This is a genomic window from Mesorhizobium sp. dw_380, from assembly GCF_018588885.1.
Taxonomy (GTDB): Bacteria; Pseudomonadota; Alphaproteobacteria; order Rhizobiales; family Rhizobiaceae; genus Mesorhizobium.
The window spans coordinates 1-19,936 of the sequence record NZ_JAFFIW010000031.1; the positions used below are offsets into that span (position 1 = coordinate 1).

Below are 19,936 nucleotides of genomic sequence, written 5' to 3' on the forward strand. Positions count from 1 at the left end.
GAACGGGGAGAAGGACGCTCCTCGCGACCCTCCGGCTGTTTGTTCGCTGGCGTTGATATGCATCAGGCCGCCTCATGCCTTGAAACCTGGAAGGGCGCCCTGGTGCCGGTGGTTTCGACGAAGAAACGCAACAACAGGTTTTTCGCCGCCAGAGCCCGGTATTCGGCTGACGCCCGCATGTCGGTGAGCGGCGTGAAATCCCTGGCGTATTCGGCCATCGCCGTCTCGACCATCTCTTCGGTCCACGGTTTGCCAAGCAATGCCTTTTCGACAGCAGCCGCACGCTTCGGCGTCGCCGCCATGCCGCCATAGGCGATGCGGATATCGGCGACGGTGCCGTCCTTGGCCAGCGCCAGGAAAAAGGCGCCGAGTGCCGCCGTGATGTCCTCGTCGCGCCGCTTGGTGACCTTGTAGACCGCAAACTTTGTATCCTTGGCCGGCACGGGCACGTGCACCGCCTCGACAAATTCGCCCGGCTGCCGGTCCTGCTTGCCATAGGCGATGAAGAAGGTTTCCAGCGGGATCGTGCGCCGCGTCTTGCCCTTGCGCAGCGTCAGGCGCGCGCCGAGTGCGATCAAGGGCGGCGGCGTGTCGCCGATCGGCGAGCCATTGGCGATGTTGCCGCCGATGGTGCCCATATTACGCACTTGTTCGCCACCGATGCGATCGAACAACGGTCCCAGCGCCGGGATCCTCTTGGAGAGCATCGAGAAGGCTTCGGTGTAGGTGACGCCGGCGCCGATGGATATGACGCCGTTGTCTTCGGAGATGGTGCAAAGCCCATCGAGATTGCCGATGAAGATCACCGGCGAGATATCGCGCATGTGCTTGGTCACCCACAGGCCGACATCGGTCGCGCCGGCAACGATGGTAGCGCCGGGTTCCTTGTCCAGCATGGCGGAGAAGTCGTCGACATTGGCCGGCACCATCAACCGCGCTTTGCCGGTGCCGATCTCGACCCGCGCGCCGTCATGCATGGCCTCCAGCCTTGCCGCGATCGCCTTGCGCTCCGCCGCCAGCGGGTCCTTCGTCGCCTTGCCGTAGCTGGAGATGGCGTGCGCGGCGCGCATGATCGCCTCGTAGCCAGTGCAGCGGCAGAGATTGCCTTGCAAAGCTTTTTCGATCGCCGCGTTCGACGGATCGGGCGATTTCATCCACAGGCCATAGAGCGACATGACGAAGCCGGGCGTGCAGAAGCCGCATTGCGAGCCGTGGAAATCGACCATCGCCTGCTGCACGGGATGCAGTTTGCCGGGCTCGCTGCGCAAATGTTCGACGGTCACGACATGGGTGCCGTCGAGCGAACCGAGGAAGCGGATGCAGGCATTGACGCTTTCATAGACTAAACCGCCGGCCGAGAGCTTGCCGACCAGCACGGTGCAGGCGCCACAATCGCCCTCGGCGCAGCCCTCCTTGGTGCCGCGCAGCGAGCGGTCGAGCCGCAGCCAGTCGAGCAAGGTCGCGTCGGGCGCCACCGAGGACAGCACGACGTCCCTGTCATTCAGGATGAAGCGGATCTCGTTGCGGATGTTGACTTTGGCCATGCCTCAGCTCCCCCTGTAGGTCGAATAGCCGTAGGGCGAGATCAGCAAGGGTACGTGATAATGCACCGCCTCGGCCATGCCGAAGCGGATCGGCACGCTATCGAGGAAGGCGGGCTCTGGCAGCTTTGCTCCAGAGCCGCGCAGATAATCGCCGGCCGCGAAAACCAGTTCGTATTCGCCGGTGCGAAAGTCGCCGCCGGCCAGCAGCGGCGCGTCGCAGCGACCGTCAGCGTTGGTCGCAACCGTCTTCAGAAGCCTGCGCGCGGCACCGTCGAGGCGGTAAAGCGCGATGGACAATCCCGCCGCCGGTTTGCCGGTCGCCGTGTCGAGCACATGGGTCGTCAGACGCCCGCCATCGGCTTTCGACGTTTCTGCCATTGGCCGCCTCCCATTTCCAATACGAACAAATTGGCCGGTACAGTCAAACATTACTGATGAATTGTGCGCCATTTAAAGGCGATGCATAAGTCCCGGTCGAGCGGAGTGCGACAAAAACACTTTCAAAAATTTTCGGGGGAATGCGAGAAGCACCCTTTCGATATCCTGATCATAGTTCGGGCGATGCCCGGCAGGAGGAACGATGCGTTACATCAGAGACATGCGCGGTTACGGAGCCAATCCGCCGGATCCGAAATGGCCCGGCGGTGCGCATGTCGCCGTGCAGTTCGTCGTCAATTACGAAGAGGGCGGCGAGAACTGCGTGCTCCACGGCGACAAGGCGTCGGAAGCCTTCCTCTCGGAAATCGTCGGCGCGGCACCCTGGGTGGGCCAGCGCCACTGGAATATGGAATCGATCTACGAATATGGGGCGCGGGCCGGCTTCTGGCGGCTGCTGCGCCTGTTCAGCGAAGCTGAGGTTCCGGTGACCTGTTACGGCGTCGCCACGGCGCTGGCGCGTTCACCCGACCAGGTCACGGCCATGCAGGAGGCCGGCTGGGAGATCGCCTCGCACGGGCTGCGATGGATCGACTATCGTGACCACAGCGCCGAGGACGAACGCCGCGACCTCGAAGCCGCGATCAAGCTGCATTACGAGGTGACTGGCCAGCGCCCAACCGGCTGGTACACCGGCCGCACATCGATCAACACGGTGCGTCTGGCCGCCGAAGAAGGCGGTTTCGACTACGTCTCCGACACTTATGACGACGAGCTGCCTTACTGGTTCGAGCATGCGGGCGGCACGCAGCTCATCATCCCCTATACGCTCGATGCCAATGATATGCGCTTCGCCACGCCGCAAGGCTTCAACTCCGGCGACCAGTTCTTCGCCTATCTCAAGGATAGTTTCGACACGCTGTACGCCGAGGGCGGGGCCGGGCGGCCGCGCATGATGAACATTGGCCTGCACTGCCGGCTTGTCGGGCGTCCGGGCCGGGTGGCGGCGCTGAAGCGCTTCGTCGACTATGTGAAGTCGCATGACAAGGTCTGGCTGGCGCGGCGCATCGACATCGCCAGGCACTGGCAAGAGAACCATCCGTACAAGCCGGCGGCGCTGCGCCCGTCGAAAATGGAATTCGAGACATTCGTTCACACTTTCGGCGGCGTGTTCGAGCATTCGCCGTGGATTGCCGAACGTGCTTATGAACTTGAGCTCGGCCCAGCGCATGACACAGCCGGCGGCCTGCATAACGCGCTTTGCCGCATCTTCCGTTCCGCCAGCGAGGCCGAGCGGCTCGGCGTGCTCAACGCCCATCCCGACCTTGCCGGCAAGCTTGCCAAGGCCAGGCGGCTGACGGCGGAATCGACCCGGGAACAGGCCTCCGCTGGGCTCGACGCGCTGACCGACAAGGAGCGCGAATTGTTCTCCAAGCTCAACGCCGCCTACGTCACCACTTTCGGCTTCCCCTTCATCATAGCGGTGAAGGGAAAGACCAAGGAGGAAATCCTGGCGGAATTCGAAGCCCGCATCGGCAACGGCCGCGGCGTCGAATTCGAGACCGCCTGCAAACAGGTCGAGCGCATCGCGCTGCTCCGCCTCAGGGATATGCTACCGCAATAGGTTTGAACCCATGGATACGATCAGGATGCCCGACCGAACTTATTACGCGCCGCATGGCGGCCATTCCGGTCAAACCGAACTGCTGACGGGCCGCGCCGTCTTCACCGAGGCCTATGCCGTCATCCCCAAGGGGGTGATGCAGGACATCGTCACCAGCGCCTTGCCGTTCTGGGACGAGACCCGCGTCTGGATCCTGTCGCGGCCGCTGTCCGGCTTTGCCGAGACGTTTTCGCAATACATTGTCGAGGTCGAGCCTGGCGGCGGCAGCGACCGGCCGGAACCCGATGCCGGCGCCGAGGGTGCCCTGTTCGTGGTCGAGGGCGAATTGACGGTTCTGCTTGCCGGCAAGAAGTATGTGTTGCGGCCCGGCGGCTTTGCCTTTCTGCCGCCGGCCAGCGGCTGGACAGTTCGCAACGAGAGCAAGGCGGCTGTCCGTTTCCACTGGATCCGAAAAGCTTACGAAGCGGTCGACGGCCTCGATGTGCCTGAAGCCTTCTTCACCAACGAGCAGGAGATCGCGCCGACGCCGATGCCTGGCACCGACGGCCGCTGGGCGACGACGCGGTTCGTCGATCCGGCCGATTTGCGCCACGACATGCACATGACCATCGTCACGCTCGAGCCCGGCGCCGTCATTCCGTTCGCCGAGACACATGTGATGGAGCATGGGCTTTATGTGCTTGAAGGCAAGGCGGTCTATCGGCTGAACCAGGACTGGGTCGAGGTCGAGGCCGGCGACTATATGTGGCTGCGCGCCTTCTGCCCGCAGGCCTGCTACGCCGGCGGCCCGGGGAAATTCCGCTATTTGCTCTACAAGGACGTCAACCGGCACGCCAAGCTTGGCGGGGCTGATATCGGTGGTCGCGCGCGGTGACCCGCATTATCGCTCGGCCGCTGACCCGTGAGGCCTTTGCCGAATTCGGTGACGTCATCGACATGGCGGGCGACAACCATTATCCGATCAATGGCGGCAAGGCCGAGCGTTACCACGATCTTGCCACCGCCGAGGCAACAGGGCCGAACGCGCGCGTGCTGATCTCGATGGTGCACGGCACGCCTTACGAACTGCCGTTGAAGCTGACCATGGTCGAGCGGCATCCGTTCGGCAGCCAGGCCTTCATTCCGCTGTCGCCGCGCCCGTTCCTGGTCGTCGTCTGCCATGACGGCAAGGATGGCCCGGGCGAGCCGCACGCCTTCATCACCGCGCCCGGACAAGGCATCAACTATTCCCGCAATCTCTGGCATGGCGTGCTGACGCCGCTCGGCGAACCGCAGGATTTCCTGGTCGTCGACCGCGGCGGCGACGGCTCCAATCTCGAGGAATTCCATTTCTCGCACGCTTATGAAATCCACCTTCCCGCCGAGACCCAGTCATGACCGACATTTCGCTTATCGACCGCCTGCTCGACGTCATCGAGCACGATATCGTGCCGAAGACGGAAGAGGGCGTCGCTCATGGCAACAAGCTGTTCGGCGCGGCGATCCTGCGCAAGGACGACCGCTCGCTGGTGCTGGCCGAAACCAACAATGAGATCGAAAACCCGCTCTGGCATGGCGAAGTGCACTGCCTGAAGCGTTTCTACGAAATGCCCAGGGCGGAGCGTGTCGACACAAAGGACGCGCTTTTCATCGCCACGCATGAGCCTTGCTCGCTCTGCCTGTCGGCGATCACCTGGACCGGCTTCGACAATTTCTACTACCTGTTCAGCCACGAGGATTCGCGCGACAGTTTCGCCATCCCGCACGATCTCAGGATTCTGAAGGAGGTCTTCACCCTCGAGCCCGGCGGCTACAATGCCGAGAACGCCTATTGGAAGAGCTATTCGATCCGTCGGCTGGTGCGGGCATTGCCAGAGGCCGAGCGCCAGCGGCTGGAGGCGCGGATCGGCAAAATCTCGGCGCGCTATGAAGAGCTGTCCGGCGCCTACCAGTCTAGCAAGGCCGAGAACGACATTCCGCTGAACTGACGGTAGAAGCAGGTAGCGGCACAGGTCGCATATTCCGCTGCTCCAGTCGCGAATGGCGATTGAAAATTGCCACGCTGCGGGGCGTTATGCGCAGCATGAAAACCGTCACCGAATTTCCCCGCAAGGTCGTCGAATTCCCTGATATGGGCATCGTCATGCCGGATGGCTGCCGGCTGTCGGCGCGGGTGTGGATGCCGGAAGACGCCGGCGACGATCCGGTGCCTGCTATCCTCGAGCATCTGCCCTACCGCAAGCGCGACGGCACCATCTTTCGCGATCAGCTGACGCATCCCTATTTCGCCGGCCACGGCTACGCCTCGATCCGTGTCGACATGCGCGGCAATGGCGATTCCGAAGGGCTGATGGACGACGAATATTCCGAGCAGGAATTGCAGGACGCCTGCGACGTCATTGCTTGGGCCGCAAGCCAACCCTGGTGCAACGGCAATGTCGGCATGATGGGCATTTCCTGGGGCGGCTTCAACTGCCTGCAGGTGGCGGCCAGGCAGCCGCCGGCGCTGAAGGCGGTGATCAGCCTGTGTTCGACCGTCGACCGCTATGCCGACGACATCCACTACAAGGGCGGCTGTCTGCTGATCGAGAATTTCGGCTGGGCCTCGACGATGCTCTCCTATTCGTCGCGGCCGCCGGACCCGCTGATTGCCGGCGACAACCGGTGGCGCGATCTGTGGCTTACAAGGCTGGAAAATCAGACTTTCCTGGCGCCGCTCTGGCTCAGCCATCAGCATCGCGACGCCTATTGGAAACGCGGCTCGATCTGCGAGGATTTTTCGGCCGTCAAGGCCGCCGTGCTGTCGATCGGCGGCTGGCATGACGGCTACCGCAACACGATCTCGCACCTCGTCACCAACATCCAAGCGCCGGTCAAGGGCATCGTCGGCCCCTGGATCCACAAATGCCCGCACTATGCGGCACCAAAACCCGCCATCGGCTTCCTGAAGGAAGCCCTGAGCTGGTGGGACCGCTGGCTGAAGGGCCTCGACACCGGTGTCGAGGCGGACCCGGCCTACCGCGCCTATGTGATGGACAGCGTGCGCCCGGCGCGCTGGCATCCCGAGCGGCCTGGCCGCTGGGTGGCAGAGCAGCAATGGCCGTCGCCCGCCGTCAAGGCGCAAACGATCGAACTGATCCCCAGCGGGACCAAACCTGCCATCGTAGCCTCGCCGCAAAGCTGCGGTCTCGCCGGCGGCGAATACTTTCCGTTCACCTTCGGCCCGGAACTGCCCGGCGACCAGCGCCCCGACGATGCGCTGTCGGTGTGTTTCGACCAGCCGGAACTCGCCGAGGCGATCGACATCGTCGGCGCACCGGAAGTACAGGTCACGCTCACTTGCGACCGCCCGCAAGCCAACATCGCGATCCGGCTGTGCGACGTGCACCCGGACGGCGCATCAGAACTGATCTCCTATGGCGTGCTCAACCTGACGCACCGCGATTCGCACGAATTCCCGCAGCCGCTGGTGCCGGGCGAGACCGTCTCCGCGCGCGTCGTGCTCGACCAATGCGCCTATCGCGTGCCAGCCGGTCACCATCTGCGCATTGCCGTGTCGAACGCCTATTGGCCTGCCATCTGGCCCTCGCCGGAGCCGGTCCAGCTGGCCTTGTCGGCGGCGACGTTATCCCTGCCGCTGCGCCCTTTGGCGACAGGCAACGAAGCGACATTCGCCGAACCGGAAGGCGCTGCGCCCTGGGCAACCGAGACGGTTCGGCCCGCCAATTCCGAACGCCATGTCGATCGCGACGAAAAGACCGGAATCGTCACGCTTTCCATAGCGGACGATTTCGGCGAGGTGCGCGATCTCGACCATGGCCTGGTCAATGGCAGCATCGCCCGCGAAACCTGGGCGATCCATCCCGACGATCCGCTGTCCGCATCGGGAAAAACCCATTGGACGCAGACCCTGTCGCGAAATGGATGGTCGGTGCGGACCGAGACATGGGCGGAGATGAGATCGGATGCGCAAAACTTCATCGTCGGCGCCAGAATCGAAGCCTATGAAGGTGAAAAACTCGTCTTCGCACGCAATTTCGAGGAACGGGTTCCGCGCGCGCTTGTTTGAGCGCTGAAACCGTTGGTCCAAATGCGACGTGCGATTTACGCCACGGCATGTCGCATTCGGTCTTGCTTACTGCTTTCCCTTACGGTCATTATTCCCCTCATAAGAAACAAGAAAATCGACCGCAGAGTCGAACCAACAGAGTGAGGAACTCAAATGTCAAACGAACTGGAATTCCTTAGCCGGCGTGTCGCAGCGGGCAAGCTGAGCCGTCGTGATTTTCTCGGCCGGGCGGCAGCGCTCGGTATCGCAGCACCCTTCGCCAATTCGCTGCTTTCAAGCGCCGCGCGTGCGGCCGGCCCGGTCAAGGGCGGCACGCTGAAGGCCGGCCTGGTCGGCGGTGAATCCACCAACAGTCTCGATCCTGCCCTGTTCATGACCCAGGTGCCGTTCGCGTTCGGCAAATGCTGGGGCGAAATGATCGTCGAGCTGTCGCCGGACGGCAAACTCGAGAACCGCATCGCGGAGGAGATCGGCTCCTCGGACGATGCGAAGACCTGGACGCTGAAAATCCGCGACGGCGTCGAATTCCATAACGGCAAGAAGGTAACCGCCGAGGACGTCGCCGCAACGCTCGAGCGCCATTCGGACGAGAAGTCGAAATCCGGCGCGCTCGGCTACATGAAGGGCATCGAGACCATCAAGGCCAGCGGCAAGGAAGTGGTGCTGACGCTGAAGGAGGCCAACGCCGACCTTCCCTACGTGCTCAGCGACTATCACCTGATCGTCCAGCCCAATGGCGGCAAGGACAAGGCCGATGCCGGCATCTCCGCCGGCCCGTATGTGGTCAAGACCAACGAGCCCGGCGTGCGCCATGGCGGCGAACGCTTCGCCAACTACTGGCAGGGCGACAAGATGGGCCATGCCGACCAGATCGAGATCATCGTCATCAACGATGCGACCGCGCGCACGGCGGCCCTGCAGGGCGGCCAGGTCAACATGATCAACCGCGTCGAGCCGAAGATCGTCGACTTGATCAAGCGCGTGCCGGGCGTGACCATCCGCAACCACGCCGGCCCGGGCCACTATGTCTTCATCATGCACTGCAACACAGCGCCCTTCGACAACAACGACCTGCGCATGGCTCTGAAGCTCGCGATCGACCGCGAGGAGATGCTGACCAAGGTGCTGCGCGGCTATGGTTCGCTCGGCAACGACTTCCCGATCAACGCGTCCTACCCGCTGTTCACCGAGATCGAGCAGCGCAAGTACGATCCGGACAAGGCCAAGTTCCACTACAAGAAGTCGGGCCATGACGGCGCTGTGCTGCTGAGGACCTCGGATGTCGCCTTCCCCGGCGCGGTCGATGCCTCCCAGCTCTTCCAGCAGAGCGCGGCCAAGGCCGGCATCAAGATCGAGCTCAAGCGCGAGCCCGGCGACGGTTACTGGAACGAGGTCTGGAACAAGCAGCCCTTCTGCGCCTCCTATTGGGGCGGGCGCTCGACGCAGGACCAGATGTACTCGACCGCTTACCTGTCGACGGCCGACTGGAACGACACGCGTTTCAAGCGCCCGGACTTCGACAAGATGGTGCTTGCGGCGCGCGCCGAACTCGACGAAGCCAAGCGCAAGCAGATGTACCACGACATGGCCGTCATGGTGCGCGACGAAGGCGGCCTGATCCTGCCGATGTTCAACCAGTTCATCGACGCGACCGGTGCCAAGGTCGATGGCTGGGTGGACGATCCGCATCAGGAACTGATGAACGGCTACGCGCTGGCGAAGTGCTGGCTGAAGGCCTGAGTCCGGCTTTGCAGAGATGTCCTCGCCCATCCTGAAGCTCATTGCCCAGCGCATCGCGCTGGGCATCCTCCTTCTGTTGGCCATTTCGGTCCTGATCTTCGCTGGCACGCAGATCCTGCCCGGCGACGTCGCGCAAGCCATTCTGGGGCAATCGGCGACACCGGAGTCGCTCGCCAATCTGCGCCAGCAGCTCGGGCTGAACGACCCGGCCTATGTCAGGTATTTCCACTGGCTCGGCGGCGTGCTGACCGGCGACCTCGGCACGGCTATGTCGAGCGGGCAGGATATCGCGACATCGATCAAGGGCCGGTTGTGGAACACGCTGTTCCTCGCCTTCTGGGCAGCGATCGTGGCCGTGCCGCTGGCGATCATCCTGGGCTTGATCGCGGTTCGCTACCGCAATGGCTGGCTCGACAAGCTGATCTCAGGGCTGGCGCTCGCCTCGACCTCCTTCCCGGAATTCTTCGTCGGCTATCTCCTGGTCTATTTCTTCGCCGTACATTGGCAAATCTTCCCCGCCATCTCGACCGTTTATGACGGCATGCCCTTCGGCGAGCGCATGCAAGCCATCGCGCTTCCGGCTGCGGCACTGACGCTGGTGGTGCTCGCCCATATGATGCGCATGACCCGCGCGGCGATCCTCAACGTCATGCAGTCGGCCTATGTCGAGACCGCGGAACTGAAAGGCCTGTCGGCTTTCAATGTCATTCGCAAGCACGCCTTTCCCAATGCCATCGCGCCGATCATCAATGTCGTCATGCTCAACCTCGCCTATCTCATCGTCGGCGTCGTCGTCGTCGAGGTGATCTTCGTCTATCCCGGCATGGGGCAGTATCTCGTCGACCATGTCACCAAGCGCGACGTGCCCGTCGTGCAGGCGGTCGGGCTGATCTTCGCCGCCGTCTATATCAGCCTCAACATCATCGCGGACATAGCGGCGATCGTCGCCAATCCGCGTCTCAGGCATCCAAAGTGAGAGGGCGGGCATGCTCGACATAAGACGCATCCCCATTCCCGCCTTGATCGGCTTGGTGCTGACCGCCCTGTTCGTGCTGGCGGCGATCTTCGCACCGTGGATCTCGCCGCACGACAATGCCGAGATCGTCGGCGACGTCTGGGAACCAATGACGGCGGTGCACTGGCTGGGCACCGACAATCTCGGCCGCGATCTGTTGTCACGCATGATCTACGGCGCCCGCATCACGCTGTTTATCGCTGTGCTTGCCACCGCGCTGTCCTTCTCGCTCGGCGCCATACTGGGCTTCTCGGCGGCGGTGTTCGGCGGCTGGTTCGACACGATCCTGTCGCGCCTCGTCGACCTGTTGATGTCGATCCCGACGCTGATCATGGGCCTGGTTGTACTTTCCGTGCTGCCGACGAACCTGGTGACGCTGATCCTGGTCATGGGCATTCTCGATTCGACCCGTGTCTATCGCCTGTCGCGCGCGGTCGCCGTCGACATCAACGTCATGGACTATGTCGAAGCCGCCAAGCTGCGCGGCGAAGGTAGTGGCTGGATCATCTTCCGCGAGATCCTGCCCAATGCGCTGTCGCCGCTGGTTTCGGAACTCGGCCTGCGCTTCATCTATGCGGTGCTGTTCCTGTCGACGCTGTCCTTCCTCGGCCTCGGCGTGCAACCGCCCGATGCCGACTGGGGCGGCATGGTCAAGGAGAACAAGGACGGCATCGTCTTCGGCATAGCCGCCGCGCTTATTCCGGCAGCGGCGATCGCGGCGCTGGCCATCTCGGTCAACCTTGTCGCCGACTGGATCCTCAACCGCACGACAAGCCTGAAGGGAGGACGCGGGTGATGGCTGATACCAAAGCGAAATCCGGCGTGCTGCTCGATATCCGCAATCTGCGCATCGAGGCCACGGTGTACCCGCCCGGCGAGGCGCCGAAGAACATCGTGCTGGTGCACGATGTCTCGTTGACGCTGGAAAAGGGCAAGGTGCTGGGCCTGATCGGCGAATCCGGCGCCGGCAAGTCGACCATCGGCCTGTCGTCGATGGGTTATGGCCGTGGCGGCGTGCGCATCACCGGCGGCGAGGTGCTCCTCAACGGCCGCGATATCCTCAAGGGCGGCAAGGAAGGTTTCCGCAAATTGCGCGGCCGCGAGGTCTGTTATGTCGCGCAATCGGCGGCGGCCGCCTTCAATCCGGCGCACAGGCTGATGGACCAGGTGGTCGAAGCCACGCTTCTGCACGGCACGGCAACGCGCGCCGAGGCCGAGAAGCGCGCCGTCGCGCTGTTCAAGAAGCTCAGCCTGCCGAACCCCGAAACCATTGGCGAACGCTTCCCGCACCAGGTCTCGGGCGGCCAGCTGCAGCGGGTGATGACGGCGATGGCGCTCTGTTCCGAGCCGGACCTGATCGTCTTCGACGAACCGACAACGGCGCTCGACGTGACGACGCAGATCGACGTTCTGGCCGCGATCAAGGACGCCATCCGCGACACGCATGTGGCCGCGCTCTACATCACCCACGACCTTGCCGTCGTTGCCCAGGTCTCCGACGAGATCATGGTGCTGCGCCACGGTAGGCTGGTCGAATGGGGCGGCACGCGGCAGATCATCAAGGAACCGCGCCAGGAATACACCAACGCGCTGGTCTCGGTGCATGAGATCGAACATGCGGAGCAGAAGCCCGGCACCGCGCCGTTCCTGTCGGTGAAGAACGTCACCGCCGCCTATGGCGGCGGCCATGTCAAGGTGCTGAAGAACGTCTCGGTCGATATCTATCCCGGCCAGACGCTGGCCGTGGTCGGCGAATCCGGCTCCGGCAAGTCGACGCTGGCGCGCGCCATCACCGGACTTTTGCCGCCTGAGCAAGGCACCGTGACCTTCGACGGACGCCCGCTGGCCAACCGGCTTGCCGACCGGCCGAAGGAGGATCTGCGCCAGTTGCAGATGATCTACCAGATGGCCGACGTGGCGATGAACCCGCGCCAGACGGTCGGCACCATCATCGGCAGACCGCTGGAGTTTTATTTCGGCATGCGCGGCAGGGCACGCGACAGGCGCGTCGCCGAACTGCTCGACGAGATCGAGATGGGCAAGGGCTTCATCGATCGCTATCCGGCGGAACTCTCGGGTGGCCAGAAGCAGCGCGTCTGCATCGCCCGCTCGCTTGCCGCCAAACCCAAGCTGATCATCTGCGACGAGGTGACGTCGGCGCTGGATCCGCTGGTGGCCAACGGCATCCTCAAACTGCTGCTGAACCTGCAGGAGCACGAAAAGGTCGCCTATCTGTTCATCACCCATGATCTGGCAACGGTGAAGTCGATCGCCGATTCCATCGCGGTCATGTATCGCGGCGAAGTGGTCCGCTACGGCTCGAAGAGCAAGGTTCTCACGCCGCCCTTCGATGCCTACACCGACCTTCTCTTGTCGTCGGTGCCGGAAATGGAGATCGGCTGGCTGGAAGAGGCGATCAAGGGACGGCGCATGGCCAGCGCGGGGAATTAGAGCAATTCCAGGAAAAGTGTGAAACGGTTTTCCGTCCGGAATTGCGTCAAAACAAAGAGATAGAGCGGTTCGCCGTTTCCGTGAAACGGTGAGCTGCTGTAGAGCAATTCCAGGAAAAGTGTGAAAACGGTTTTCCGTTCGGAATTGCGTCAAAACAAAGAGATAGAGCGGTTCGCCGTTTCCGCGAAACGGTGAATTGCTCTACGGGCGAAATCGCCGCCCGGAAAGACTGTTTCACAGCGAAGGCGCCGCGTGTCTGTATGACACGCGGCGCCTTGGTTTCAATTGCCAAACCTCATGGAGCTGCCCGTGGCGCTCAAATCCAAGCTTCTGCTGATCATCCTCGACGGCCTTCCCTACCGCAACTGGCGCCGGCTGATGGGCAATCTCGAGGGTTGGGTGCAATCGGGCGAAGCACGGGTCTGGAAGATGCGCTCCGTGCTGCCGTCGACCTCGGCATGCTGCTATGCCTCGATCCACACCGGCGTGTCGCCGCAGGTGCACGGCATCCTGTCCAACGAGAACCGTTTTCGCGTCGAGCAGCCCGATATCTTCTCCGAGATCAGCAAGGCCGGCGGCAAGACCGGTGCCGTCACCCACTCCTACTGGTCGGAGTTCTTCCGCTCCTATCCGTTCGAGCTGGTCGAGGACATGGAATATGACGAGCCCGGCGGCCCGATCACGCATGGCCGCTTCCACACCATGACCGGCTACAACGCGCGCAACCAGATGACGCCGAGCGATGTCGACCTGTTCGCGACGCTGACCATGCTGACCAGACGTCACGGCATCGACTACGGCATCCTGCACACCTGCACGCTGGACTCCATGGGCCATCGCTTCGGCCATGACTGCGCCGAGATGGACCATGCCGTCTATGCCGTGGACGGCATGCTGGCTGCCTTCCTGCCGGGCTGGATCCGAGCCGGCTACGAGGTCATGGTCACCGCCGATCATGGCCAGACCGACCGTGGCCACCATGGCGGCCACGACGACGAGATGCAGGATTTCGCGCTGTATTATTTCGGGCAAGGCCAGGGCCCGCAGGCCGACACGCTGCTCGACCAGTTGCAGCTGGCGCCGACCGTGTTGAGCCGGCTCGGCGTGCCGGTGCCGGCGACGATGAAGGCGAAGCCGTTTTTGGGGTGAAGGAGTGGCGTTGGCGTCGCCCTCTCCCCGTCGCTTGCGGGGTAAATGTGAGGACTGCGCAAACGTCGAATATGATCTCCCAAGGCCAGCGCCGCCCCTCATCCGCCTGCCGGCACCTTCTCCCCGTATAGGGACGGGGCGAAGGGATGCTCTGGCAACCTCCGCTTTCTTCGGCTAGCCTCGGCAAATTCCTTGGCGGAGGATGAACCTTTTTGGACCGATCAGCGACAGAGCAGGCAGGAGCCAGGCGGCTCGACCGGTCATGACGGCAGCGGCGGAGACCGATCGCGCGCTTGTCGACCGGGTCGCGAAGGGCGATCGTGCCGCCGTGCGGCTCCTGTTCATGCGTCATCACGCGCGGGTCTACCGCTTCGTGGCGCGCCAGACGGGATCGGAAATGATGGCTGACGATATCGCGAACGAGGTGTTTCTTGAGCTGTGGCGCCAGGCGCCGGGCTTCGAGGGACGCTCCGAGGTCTCGACATGGCTGCTCGGCATAGCCCGGTTCAAGGCGCTGTCGCTGCTGCGCAAGAAGAAGGAAGACTGGATCGACGACGAGGCCGCCGCCGCTGTGCCCGACGGCGCCGACACGCCCGAGGTCGTCACTATGAAGGAGGACAAAGCCGCCGCGTTGCGGCGCTTTGTCGACGCCTTGCCCGAAGAACACCGCACGGTGATCGACCTTGCCTATTATCATGGGCAGTCGGTGAGCGAGATCGGCGAGGTGCTCGGCATCCCGGTCGCGACCGTCAAGACCCGGATGTTCTACGCCCGCAAGAAACTCGGCGAGGCCTTGAAGGCCGCCGGTTACGACAGGGGGTGGCCATGAGCGCCGCTGAAAAGATGTCGCGCCGCGACGAAATGGAAACGCTGCTGCCGTTCTATCTGAACGGCTCGCTGGAAGGCTCGGACCTGGAAGCCGTCGAGGAATGGCTGGCCAGCGATCCCTCGGCACTTGCCGCCCTTGGCGAGGCCGAGGCCGAATTCTCCGGCACATCGGCCGCCAATGAAGCGATCCGGCCGCCAGCCGATGCGCTCAGCCGCTTCGCCAAGGCGCTTGACGCCGAGGCCGGACCCGCAGCAGGCAAGCCGGCAGGCTCGTCCTGGCTGGCGCAGGCCTGGGGCCGCTTCATGGCCGTGCCGGTCGGTGTCGCCTGGGCGGCGGCTGCGGTCCTGCTGGCCCTGATCGTGGTGCAGACCCTGGTGCAGCCCGGCGGCAAGGGCAAGGATTTCGAGATTGCCGGCGCTGAAGACGATCTGGCGAAGATGCCGTTCGCGCTGGTGAAGTTCAAGCCGGATGCGAAGATGTCCGACATTTCGGGCTTCCTCGGCAGCAATGGGCTGAAGGTGATCGGCGGACCGACCACCGACGGCGTGTTCCGGCTCGGCATTCCGGCCGCCGACGCAGCCGGCTACACCAGGCAGCTCGGCCTTATTGCCGCCCAGCCCTTCACCGAAACTGTGATCGAGGGAAGGAAACCGGCTGATGGCGGCTGAGACGGCCCTTCGAGTTGCGGCGATCCTTGCGGCGGCGATGACCGTCGCCGCCGTGCCTGCTTCCGCGCAGACCAACGACGCCAATAGCGACCAGACGAAAATCGACTGCCGCAACAGAACCAATGCGGCCGGTGCTGACTGCGCCAAGGACGGCAACGGCGCCAAGGACAATGCCGGCGGTGGGGGCCCTGCCCAAGCCGACGCCGTCTTTCTTCCCGCCCTGATCGTCGATCTGTTCCCCAATCCGGTCGCGCTTCCGGCACCAGTGCCGACGCCACGACCAGAACCGGCGACGCCACCCGGCAACAATCAAGCCGGCCCGCCGGCGGGCGGGCCGATCGTCTCGCCGACCGATCTCATCGCCGTTCAGCCGCCGCGGGCCGTGGCCGGGGATTTCGTGCCCGACGAGGTGCTGGTGACCGTCGACGGCGATGCCGGCGCCTTGCAGCAGATCGCCGCCTCGTTCGGCCTCGAAGTGCGCTCGCAGCGTCAATCCAGGCTGCTTGGCACCACTTTGGTGCGTTTCGGCATTCCCGACGGCCGTCCTGTCGGCGTCGTGCTGGCGCAGCTTGCCGCCGACGGCCGTACGCAACGCCGCGAGCCCAACCACATCTATTCGCTGCAGCAGGCGGCCGGCATCGTCAACTATGCGTTCGACCGCATCGCGCTGGACTCCAAACAGGCCAGCGGCGAAAACGTCCGCGTCGCGGTCATCGATACCGGCATCGACGACACCAATCCGGCACTGGCCGGCGTCATCGCCGCGCAGTTCGACGCGATGCCCGACATGCCGGTCGAAAAGCGCGATCATGGCACCTCGGTGGACGGGCTGATCGCCGGCGTCGGCGCGCTGGAGGGCATGGCACCGGGCGCCAGGATCTATCACGCCCGCGCCTTCGAAGGCGGCAAGTCGACCATGGACGTCATCCTGTCGGCGCTCGACTGGGCGGCGGAGCAGAATGTCAGCATCATCAATATGAGCTTCGTCGGACCGAAGAACGATCTGCTCGGCGTCGCCTGCCGCAATGCAAGGGCACTCGGCATCGCGCTGGTCGCCGCCGCCGGAAACAATGGGCCGAAGGCGCCCTACGGCTATCCTGCCGCCTTCGATGGCGTCATCGCAGTGACCGCCACCGACGCCAAGGACGGGCTGATGCCGCAAGCCAATCGCGGCGCCTATGTCTTCATCTCCGCGCCCGGCGTCGAGATGGTGGCGCCGAGCGGCGCCGGCTCCGACGTCGTCACCGGCACCTCGTTCGCCGCGGCGATCGTCAGCGGCGCCATCGCCAATCTGATCCACGCCGCGCCCGATCGCTCGGCCGGCGACATCGAGAAGGCGCTGGCGGCAACGGCCAGGGATCTCGGCCCCAAGGGACGCGACAATGATTTCGGCTACGGGCTGCTGGACATCAAGGCGGCTGGGGCGGCGAAGGAATAGGTTCCCTCAAACCTGTGGCGTCGGCGGGACAGCACCCCCCTCTGTCCTGCCGGACATCTCCCCCGCAAGGGGGGAGATTGGACGTCGTCGCCGCTTTCGCCAATTGCCCAACGTTGAAAGTGAGAGCCAGCGGTTGAGCTGTCGGCACGACCTACGCCGGCGCGCCGGCGACCGAGCCCCTAACGACCAGGTCGACCGGCCAAACCTCTCCCCGAGCCCCTTCCTCCACCCCTGATATCCGCGCCGCCAGCCGCTCGGCGACGCGGGCGCCGGCGAGACGGATCGATGAGCGCGTCGTCGACAGCGGCACGGAGAAATTTTCGGGCTTCAGCCAGGGAAAGACGTCGTCATGGGCGATCAGCGAGACGTCGCCTGGAATGGTCAGGCCGAGGTCGCGAACCGCGCGCACGACGCCGAGCGCCATGATCAGGCTGGAGCAGGCGATCGCCGTCGGCGCGTCGCTCGCTTCCAACAGACGCCTGGTGGCGCGATAACCGTTTTCCTCCGTCATGACCACGGAGCAGACGTGGCGCTCGCTCAGGGTCAGCCCGCTCGCCGCCAAGGCCCGGCGCACGCCGCGCTCGCGATGAATAGCGAAGGTTTCGCGGTCATCGCCATTGATCAGCGCCAGCCGCTGGTGGCCGAGTTGGACCAGCAGCCGCGCCGCCTCATGGAAGGCGCCTTCATTGTCGATGTCGAGATATGGGTAGTCGAAATCGAAGCCCTCGCTTCGGCCATGGACGAGGAAAGGAATGCCGAGCGTGCTGACCAGCGCCACCCGACTGTCCTCGCGCCTCGGCGAAGAGATGTAAACCGCATCGACCTGCCGGTTGGCGACGATGCGGCGGTAGGTCGTTTCCTGGTCGTCGGCATCGGCCGGCGACAGCACGAGATCCAGCTCGTGCGAGCGGGCATAGTCGCCCAGGCCGGACAGGAACTCGACGAAATGCGGATCGATGTCGACGGCTGTCCCCGTCGGCAGGACATAGCCGATCATGCCGGACTTGCCGGTCGCCAGCCGCCGCGCGCTCGGATTGGGGCGATAGCCATGGCGTTTGGCAGCGTCCATGACGCGCCTGCGCGTCTCCTCATTGACCTCCGGATAGCCGTTCAGCGCCCGGCTCACCGTGGTCTGCGAAAGCGCCAGCATATGCGCGAGCTGCTTGAGGTTCACGAGTGGCTCCTTGCCTCAAAGCGCTTTTAAGTTGAATCGACCCAAGCGCCACCAAGGCGCAACCGCGAGACGGCAACCATAAGCGCGCCACGGGCGAGTTTGAAACAAAAATTGCTGCTGCAACGCCCAAAAATCATGCTGCAGCGCACCCTTCAGCCCTGAATCACTTGGAATTAAATCGATTAGCTTACTCGGCCTCTTGACTTCGGACCGATTCAATGGCGAGATCGAAAAAGCCAAAGCGCTTTGGAAGACTCTTCGAAAGGTTGCGGTTCCCTTGCGACTGAGTCACAGTCCTGCGGCGTCGGCGGGCGGAATGGAGGTTCCGTCCGGTGTATGTGACCCATTGGGAGGGAATACCGATGAAGAAAATGCTTTTGCTGGGCGTTGCGTTTGCCGCACTCGCCCTTGGCGCGCCAGCTCATGCCGAACTGAAGTTCAAGCCGGGCGAGGATCCGCGCTTTCACTGGGCAAATTACGACGAGCTGAAGAAAGTCGACCTCAAGGGCGAGACGCTGACCATCTTCGGGCCGTGGCGCGGCGAGGATGAGGGCCTGGTGCGCACCGTTCTCGAATATTTCCAGGAGGCCACCGGCGCCGAGATCAAATACTCCTCGTCCGAAAACTACGAGCAGCAGATCGTCATCGACACCCAGGCCGGCAGCCCCCCCAACATCGCCGTGCTGCCGCAGCCCGGCCTGATCCAGGACCTGGCCTCCAAGGGCCTGCTGACGCCGCTCGGCGACGACACCGCCAAATGGATCAAGGACAATTACGGCGCCGGCCAATCCTGGGTCGACCTCGGCACCTTCAAGGACAAGGACGGCAAGCCCGGCTTCTTCGCCTTCCCCTACAAGGCCGACGTGAAGTCGCTGGTCTGGTACTCGCCGGACAATTTCGAGGAAGCCGGCTACAAGGTACCGAAGACGCAGGAAGAACTCGCCGATCTCGAAAAGAAGATCATCGCGGACGGCGGCACGCCCTGGTGCATCGGCCTCGGCTCCGGCGGCGCCACCGGCTGGCCGGCGACCGACTGGGTCGAGGACATCATGCTCAGGACCCAGACACCCGATGTCTACGACAAGTGGGTGAAGAACGAGATCCCGTTCAACGACCCCGCAGTGGTCAACGCCATCGACATCTTCGGCAAGATCGCCACCGACGACAAGATGGTCGATGGAGGCGCCAAGGCGGTCGCGGCGACCGACTTCCGCGACAGCCCGAAGGGCCTCTTCTCGGTGCCGCCGAAGTGCTATCTGCACCACCAGGCATCGTTCATCCCGACCTTCTTCCCGCAAGGCAAGAAGCTCGGGCAGGACGCGGACTTCTTCTATTTCCCGCCCTACGCCTCCAAGCCTGACCTCGGCACGCCGGTGCTCGGCGCCGGCACGCTGGCCATGATCACAAAAGATAGCAAAAGTGCCCGCGCGTTCATCGAATTCCTGAAGATGCCGCTGGCGCATGAGATCTGGATGGCCCAGGGCGGCTTCGTGACGCCGTTCAAGTCGGTGAACAAGGAGGCCTATGCCAGCGACGCGCTGAAGAAGCAGGGCGAGATCCTGGCCAACGCCTCGACCTTCCGCTTCGACGGCTCCGACCTGATGCCGGGCAAGATCGGCGCCGGCTCCTTCTGGACCGGCATGATCGACCTGGTCGGCGGCAAGTCGGCCCAGGACGTCGCCACCGACATCCAGAAGAGCTGGGATGCGATCAAGTAGGCTGGTGGCGGCCCGACGCTAGACTTCCTGATCCACATACCGGATCCGGGCCACAGGCCCGGATCCCACCGGCAATCCATGCCGGACGCCTTTTGCGTTCGATCGTTCCGATTAATCGAATCGGCGCATCATCCCACTGCCAGGAGCCGTTTTCAGCCTGGCC

At 63.6% G+C, this 19,936-nt stretch carries 17 protein-coding genes; 14 read left to right on the top strand and 3 right to left on the bottom strand.

Features of this window, described 5'->3' with window-relative positions; genetic code table 11:
* Window positions 1-62: 62 nt before the first annotated feature.
* Both xdhA and uraH read right to left on the bottom strand, forming a co-directional pair.
* Window positions 63-1,544 carry a xanthine dehydrogenase small subunit gene (gene xdhA, locus JT360_RS24185; RefSeq protein WP_214474702.1) on the bottom strand — a complete coding sequence of 494 codons (1,482 nt, stop codon included), beginning with the start codon at window positions 1,542-1,544 and terminating at the stop codon, window positions 63-65.
* Between the two features lie 3 nt (window positions 1,545-1,547).
* Complete coding sequence (uraH, locus tag JT360_RS24190) at window positions 1,548-1,922, bottom strand: hydroxyisourate hydrolase (protein ID WP_214474704.1); 375 nt, start codon at window positions 1,920-1,922, stop codon at window positions 1,548-1,550.
* Window positions 1,923-2,124: 202 nt separating this feature from the next.
* On the opposite strand from uraH, the gene puuE reads away from it, so the two are divergent.
* From puuE to JT360_RS24255, 13 genes are all read left to right on the top strand, one after another.
* The gene (gene puuE, locus JT360_RS24195; RefSeq protein ID WP_214474705.1) at window positions 2,125-3,543 is read left to right on the top strand and encodes an allantoinase PuuE; all 1,419 of its coding nucleotides are present in this window, start codon (window positions 2,125-2,127) and stop codon (window positions 3,541-3,543) included.
* Between the two features lie 10 nt (window positions 3,544-3,553).
* Window positions 3,554-4,417, top strand: a complete 864-nt coding sequence (locus JT360_RS24200) for a bifunctional allantoicase/(S)-ureidoglycine aminohydrolase (RefSeq protein ID WP_214474706.1) — start codon at window positions 3,554-3,556, stop codon at window positions 4,415-4,417.
* Entirely contained in the window at window positions 4,414-4,920 is a 507-nt protein-coding gene (locus JT360_RS24205) for an ureidoglycolate lyase (RefSeq protein WP_214474707.1), read from the top strand. Before JT360_RS24200 ends, JT360_RS24205 begins: the two co-directional genes overlap by 4 nt.
* Window positions 4,917-5,510 (top strand): nucleoside deaminase, encoded by a 594-nt coding sequence (locus tag JT360_RS24210; protein WP_214474708.1) that lies wholly within the window; start codon window positions 4,917-4,919, stop codon window positions 5,508-5,510. The genes JT360_RS24205 and JT360_RS24210 overlap by 4 nt, the downstream gene beginning before the upstream one ends.
* 95 nt (window positions 5,511-5,605) lie before the next feature.
* The gene (locus JT360_RS24215) at window positions 5,606-7,591 is read left to right on the top strand and encodes a CocE/NonD family hydrolase (protein WP_214474709.1); all 1,986 of its coding nucleotides are present in this window, start codon (window positions 5,606-5,608) and stop codon (window positions 7,589-7,591) included.
* Window positions 7,592-7,744: 153 nt separating this feature from the next.
* A complete protein-coding gene (locus JT360_RS24220; RefSeq protein ID WP_214474711.1) occupies window positions 7,745-9,331 on the top strand; it encodes an ABC transporter substrate-binding protein in 1,587 nt (528 codons plus the stop codon).
* A gap of 16 nt (window positions 9,332-9,347) precedes the next feature.
* Window positions 9,348-10,307: an ABC transporter permease gene (locus tag JT360_RS24225; protein WP_214474713.1), complete on the top strand. Its 960-nt coding sequence runs from the start codon at window positions 9,348-9,350 to the stop codon at window positions 10,305-10,307.
* A gap of 10 nt (window positions 10,308-10,317) precedes the next feature.
* Window positions 10,318-11,142 carry an ABC transporter permease gene (locus JT360_RS24230; RefSeq protein ID WP_214474715.1) on the top strand — a complete coding sequence of 275 codons (825 nt, stop codon included), beginning with the start codon at window positions 10,318-10,320 and terminating at the stop codon, window positions 11,140-11,142.
* Window positions 11,142-12,797, top strand: coding sequence for an ABC transporter ATP-binding protein (locus JT360_RS24235; protein WP_214474717.1), 1,656 nt, complete (start codon window positions 11,142-11,144; stop codon window positions 12,795-12,797). The genes JT360_RS24230 and JT360_RS24235 overlap by 1 nt, the downstream gene beginning before the upstream one ends.
* 309 nt (window positions 12,798-13,106) lie before the next feature.
* The gene (locus tag JT360_RS24240; protein WP_214474718.1) at window positions 13,107-13,946 is read left to right on the top strand and encodes an alkaline phosphatase family protein; all 840 of its coding nucleotides are present in this window, start codon (window positions 13,107-13,109) and stop codon (window positions 13,944-13,946) included.
* A 262-nt stretch (window positions 13,947-14,208) separates the two neighbouring features.
* Window positions 14,209-14,775 carry a sigma-70 family RNA polymerase sigma factor gene (locus JT360_RS24245; protein ID WP_214474719.1) on the top strand — a complete coding sequence of 189 codons (567 nt, stop codon included), beginning with the start codon at window positions 14,209-14,211 and terminating at the stop codon, window positions 14,773-14,775.
* Complete coding sequence (locus JT360_RS24250) at window positions 14,772-15,443, top strand: anti-sigma factor (RefSeq protein ID WP_214474720.1); 672 nt, start codon at window positions 14,772-14,774, stop codon at window positions 15,441-15,443. The genes JT360_RS24245 and JT360_RS24250 overlap by 4 nt, the downstream gene beginning before the upstream one ends.
* Entirely contained in the window at window positions 15,433-16,881 is a 1,449-nt protein-coding gene (locus JT360_RS24255) for a S8 family serine peptidase (RefSeq protein ID WP_214474721.1), read from the top strand. The genes JT360_RS24250 and JT360_RS24255 overlap by 11 nt, the downstream gene beginning before the upstream one ends.
* Before the next feature lie 151 nt (window positions 16,882-17,032).
* Here the strand turns inward: JT360_RS24255 and JT360_RS24260 are convergent, their stop codons facing one another.
* Window positions 17,033-18,055, bottom strand: coding sequence for a substrate-binding domain-containing protein (locus tag JT360_RS24260; protein WP_214474722.1), 1,023 nt, complete (start codon window positions 18,053-18,055; stop codon window positions 17,033-17,035).
* A gap of 362 nt (window positions 18,056-18,417) precedes the next feature.
* On the opposite strand from JT360_RS24260, the gene JT360_RS24265 reads away from it, so the two are divergent.
* Complete coding sequence (locus JT360_RS24265; protein WP_214474723.1) at window positions 18,418-19,773, top strand: ABC transporter substrate-binding protein; 1,356 nt, start codon at window positions 18,418-18,420, stop codon at window positions 19,771-19,773.
* The last annotated feature ends 163 nt before the right edge of the window (window positions 19,774-19,936 follow it).

Coding starts and splice junctions, on each gene's coding strand:
- JT360_RS24265 (WP_214474723.1), top strand. CDS start 18,418: ATGAAGAAAATGCTTTTGCTGGGCGTTGCGTTTGCCGCACTCGCCCTT.
- JT360_RS24245 (WP_214474719.1), top strand. CDS start 14,209: ATGACGGCAGCGGCGGAGACCGATCGCGCGCTTGTCGACCGGGTCGCG.
- JT360_RS24255 (WP_214474721.1), top strand. CDS start 15,433: ATGGCGGCTGAGACGGCCCTTCGAGTTGCGGCGATCCTTGCGGCGGCG.
- JT360_RS24250 (WP_214474720.1), top strand. CDS start 14,772: ATGAGCGCCGCTGAAAAGATGTCGCGCCGCGACGAAATGGAAACGCTG.
- JT360_RS24220 (WP_214474711.1), top strand. CDS start 7,745: ATGTCAAACGAACTGGAATTCCTTAGCCGGCGTGTCGCAGCGGGCAAG.
- JT360_RS24230 (WP_214474715.1), top strand. CDS start 10,318: ATGCTCGACATAAGACGCATCCCCATTCCCGCCTTGATCGGCTTGGTG.
- JT360_RS24215 (WP_214474709.1), top strand. CDS start 5,606: ATGAAAACCGTCACCGAATTTCCCCGCAAGGTCGTCGAATTCCCTGAT.
- JT360_RS24200 (WP_214474706.1), top strand. CDS start 3,554: ATGGATACGATCAGGATGCCCGACCGAACTTATTACGCGCCGCATGGC.
- JT360_RS24235 (WP_214474717.1), top strand. CDS start 11,142: ATGGCTGATACCAAAGCGAAATCCGGCGTGCTGCTCGATATCCGCAAT.
- uraH (WP_214474704.1), bottom strand. CDS start 1,922: ATGGCAGAAACGTCGAAAGCCGATGGCGGGCGTCTGACGACCCATGTG.
- puuE (WP_214474705.1), top strand. CDS start 2,125: ATGCGTTACATCAGAGACATGCGCGGTTACGGAGCCAATCCGCCGGAT.
- xdhA (WP_214474702.1), bottom strand. CDS start 1,544: ATGGCCAAAGTCAACATCCGCAACGAGATCCGCTTCATCCTGAATGAC.
- JT360_RS24225 (WP_214474713.1), top strand. CDS start 9,348: ATGTCCTCGCCCATCCTGAAGCTCATTGCCCAGCGCATCGCGCTGGGC.
- JT360_RS24210 (WP_214474708.1), top strand. CDS start 4,917: ATGACCGACATTTCGCTTATCGACCGCCTGCTCGACGTCATCGAGCAC.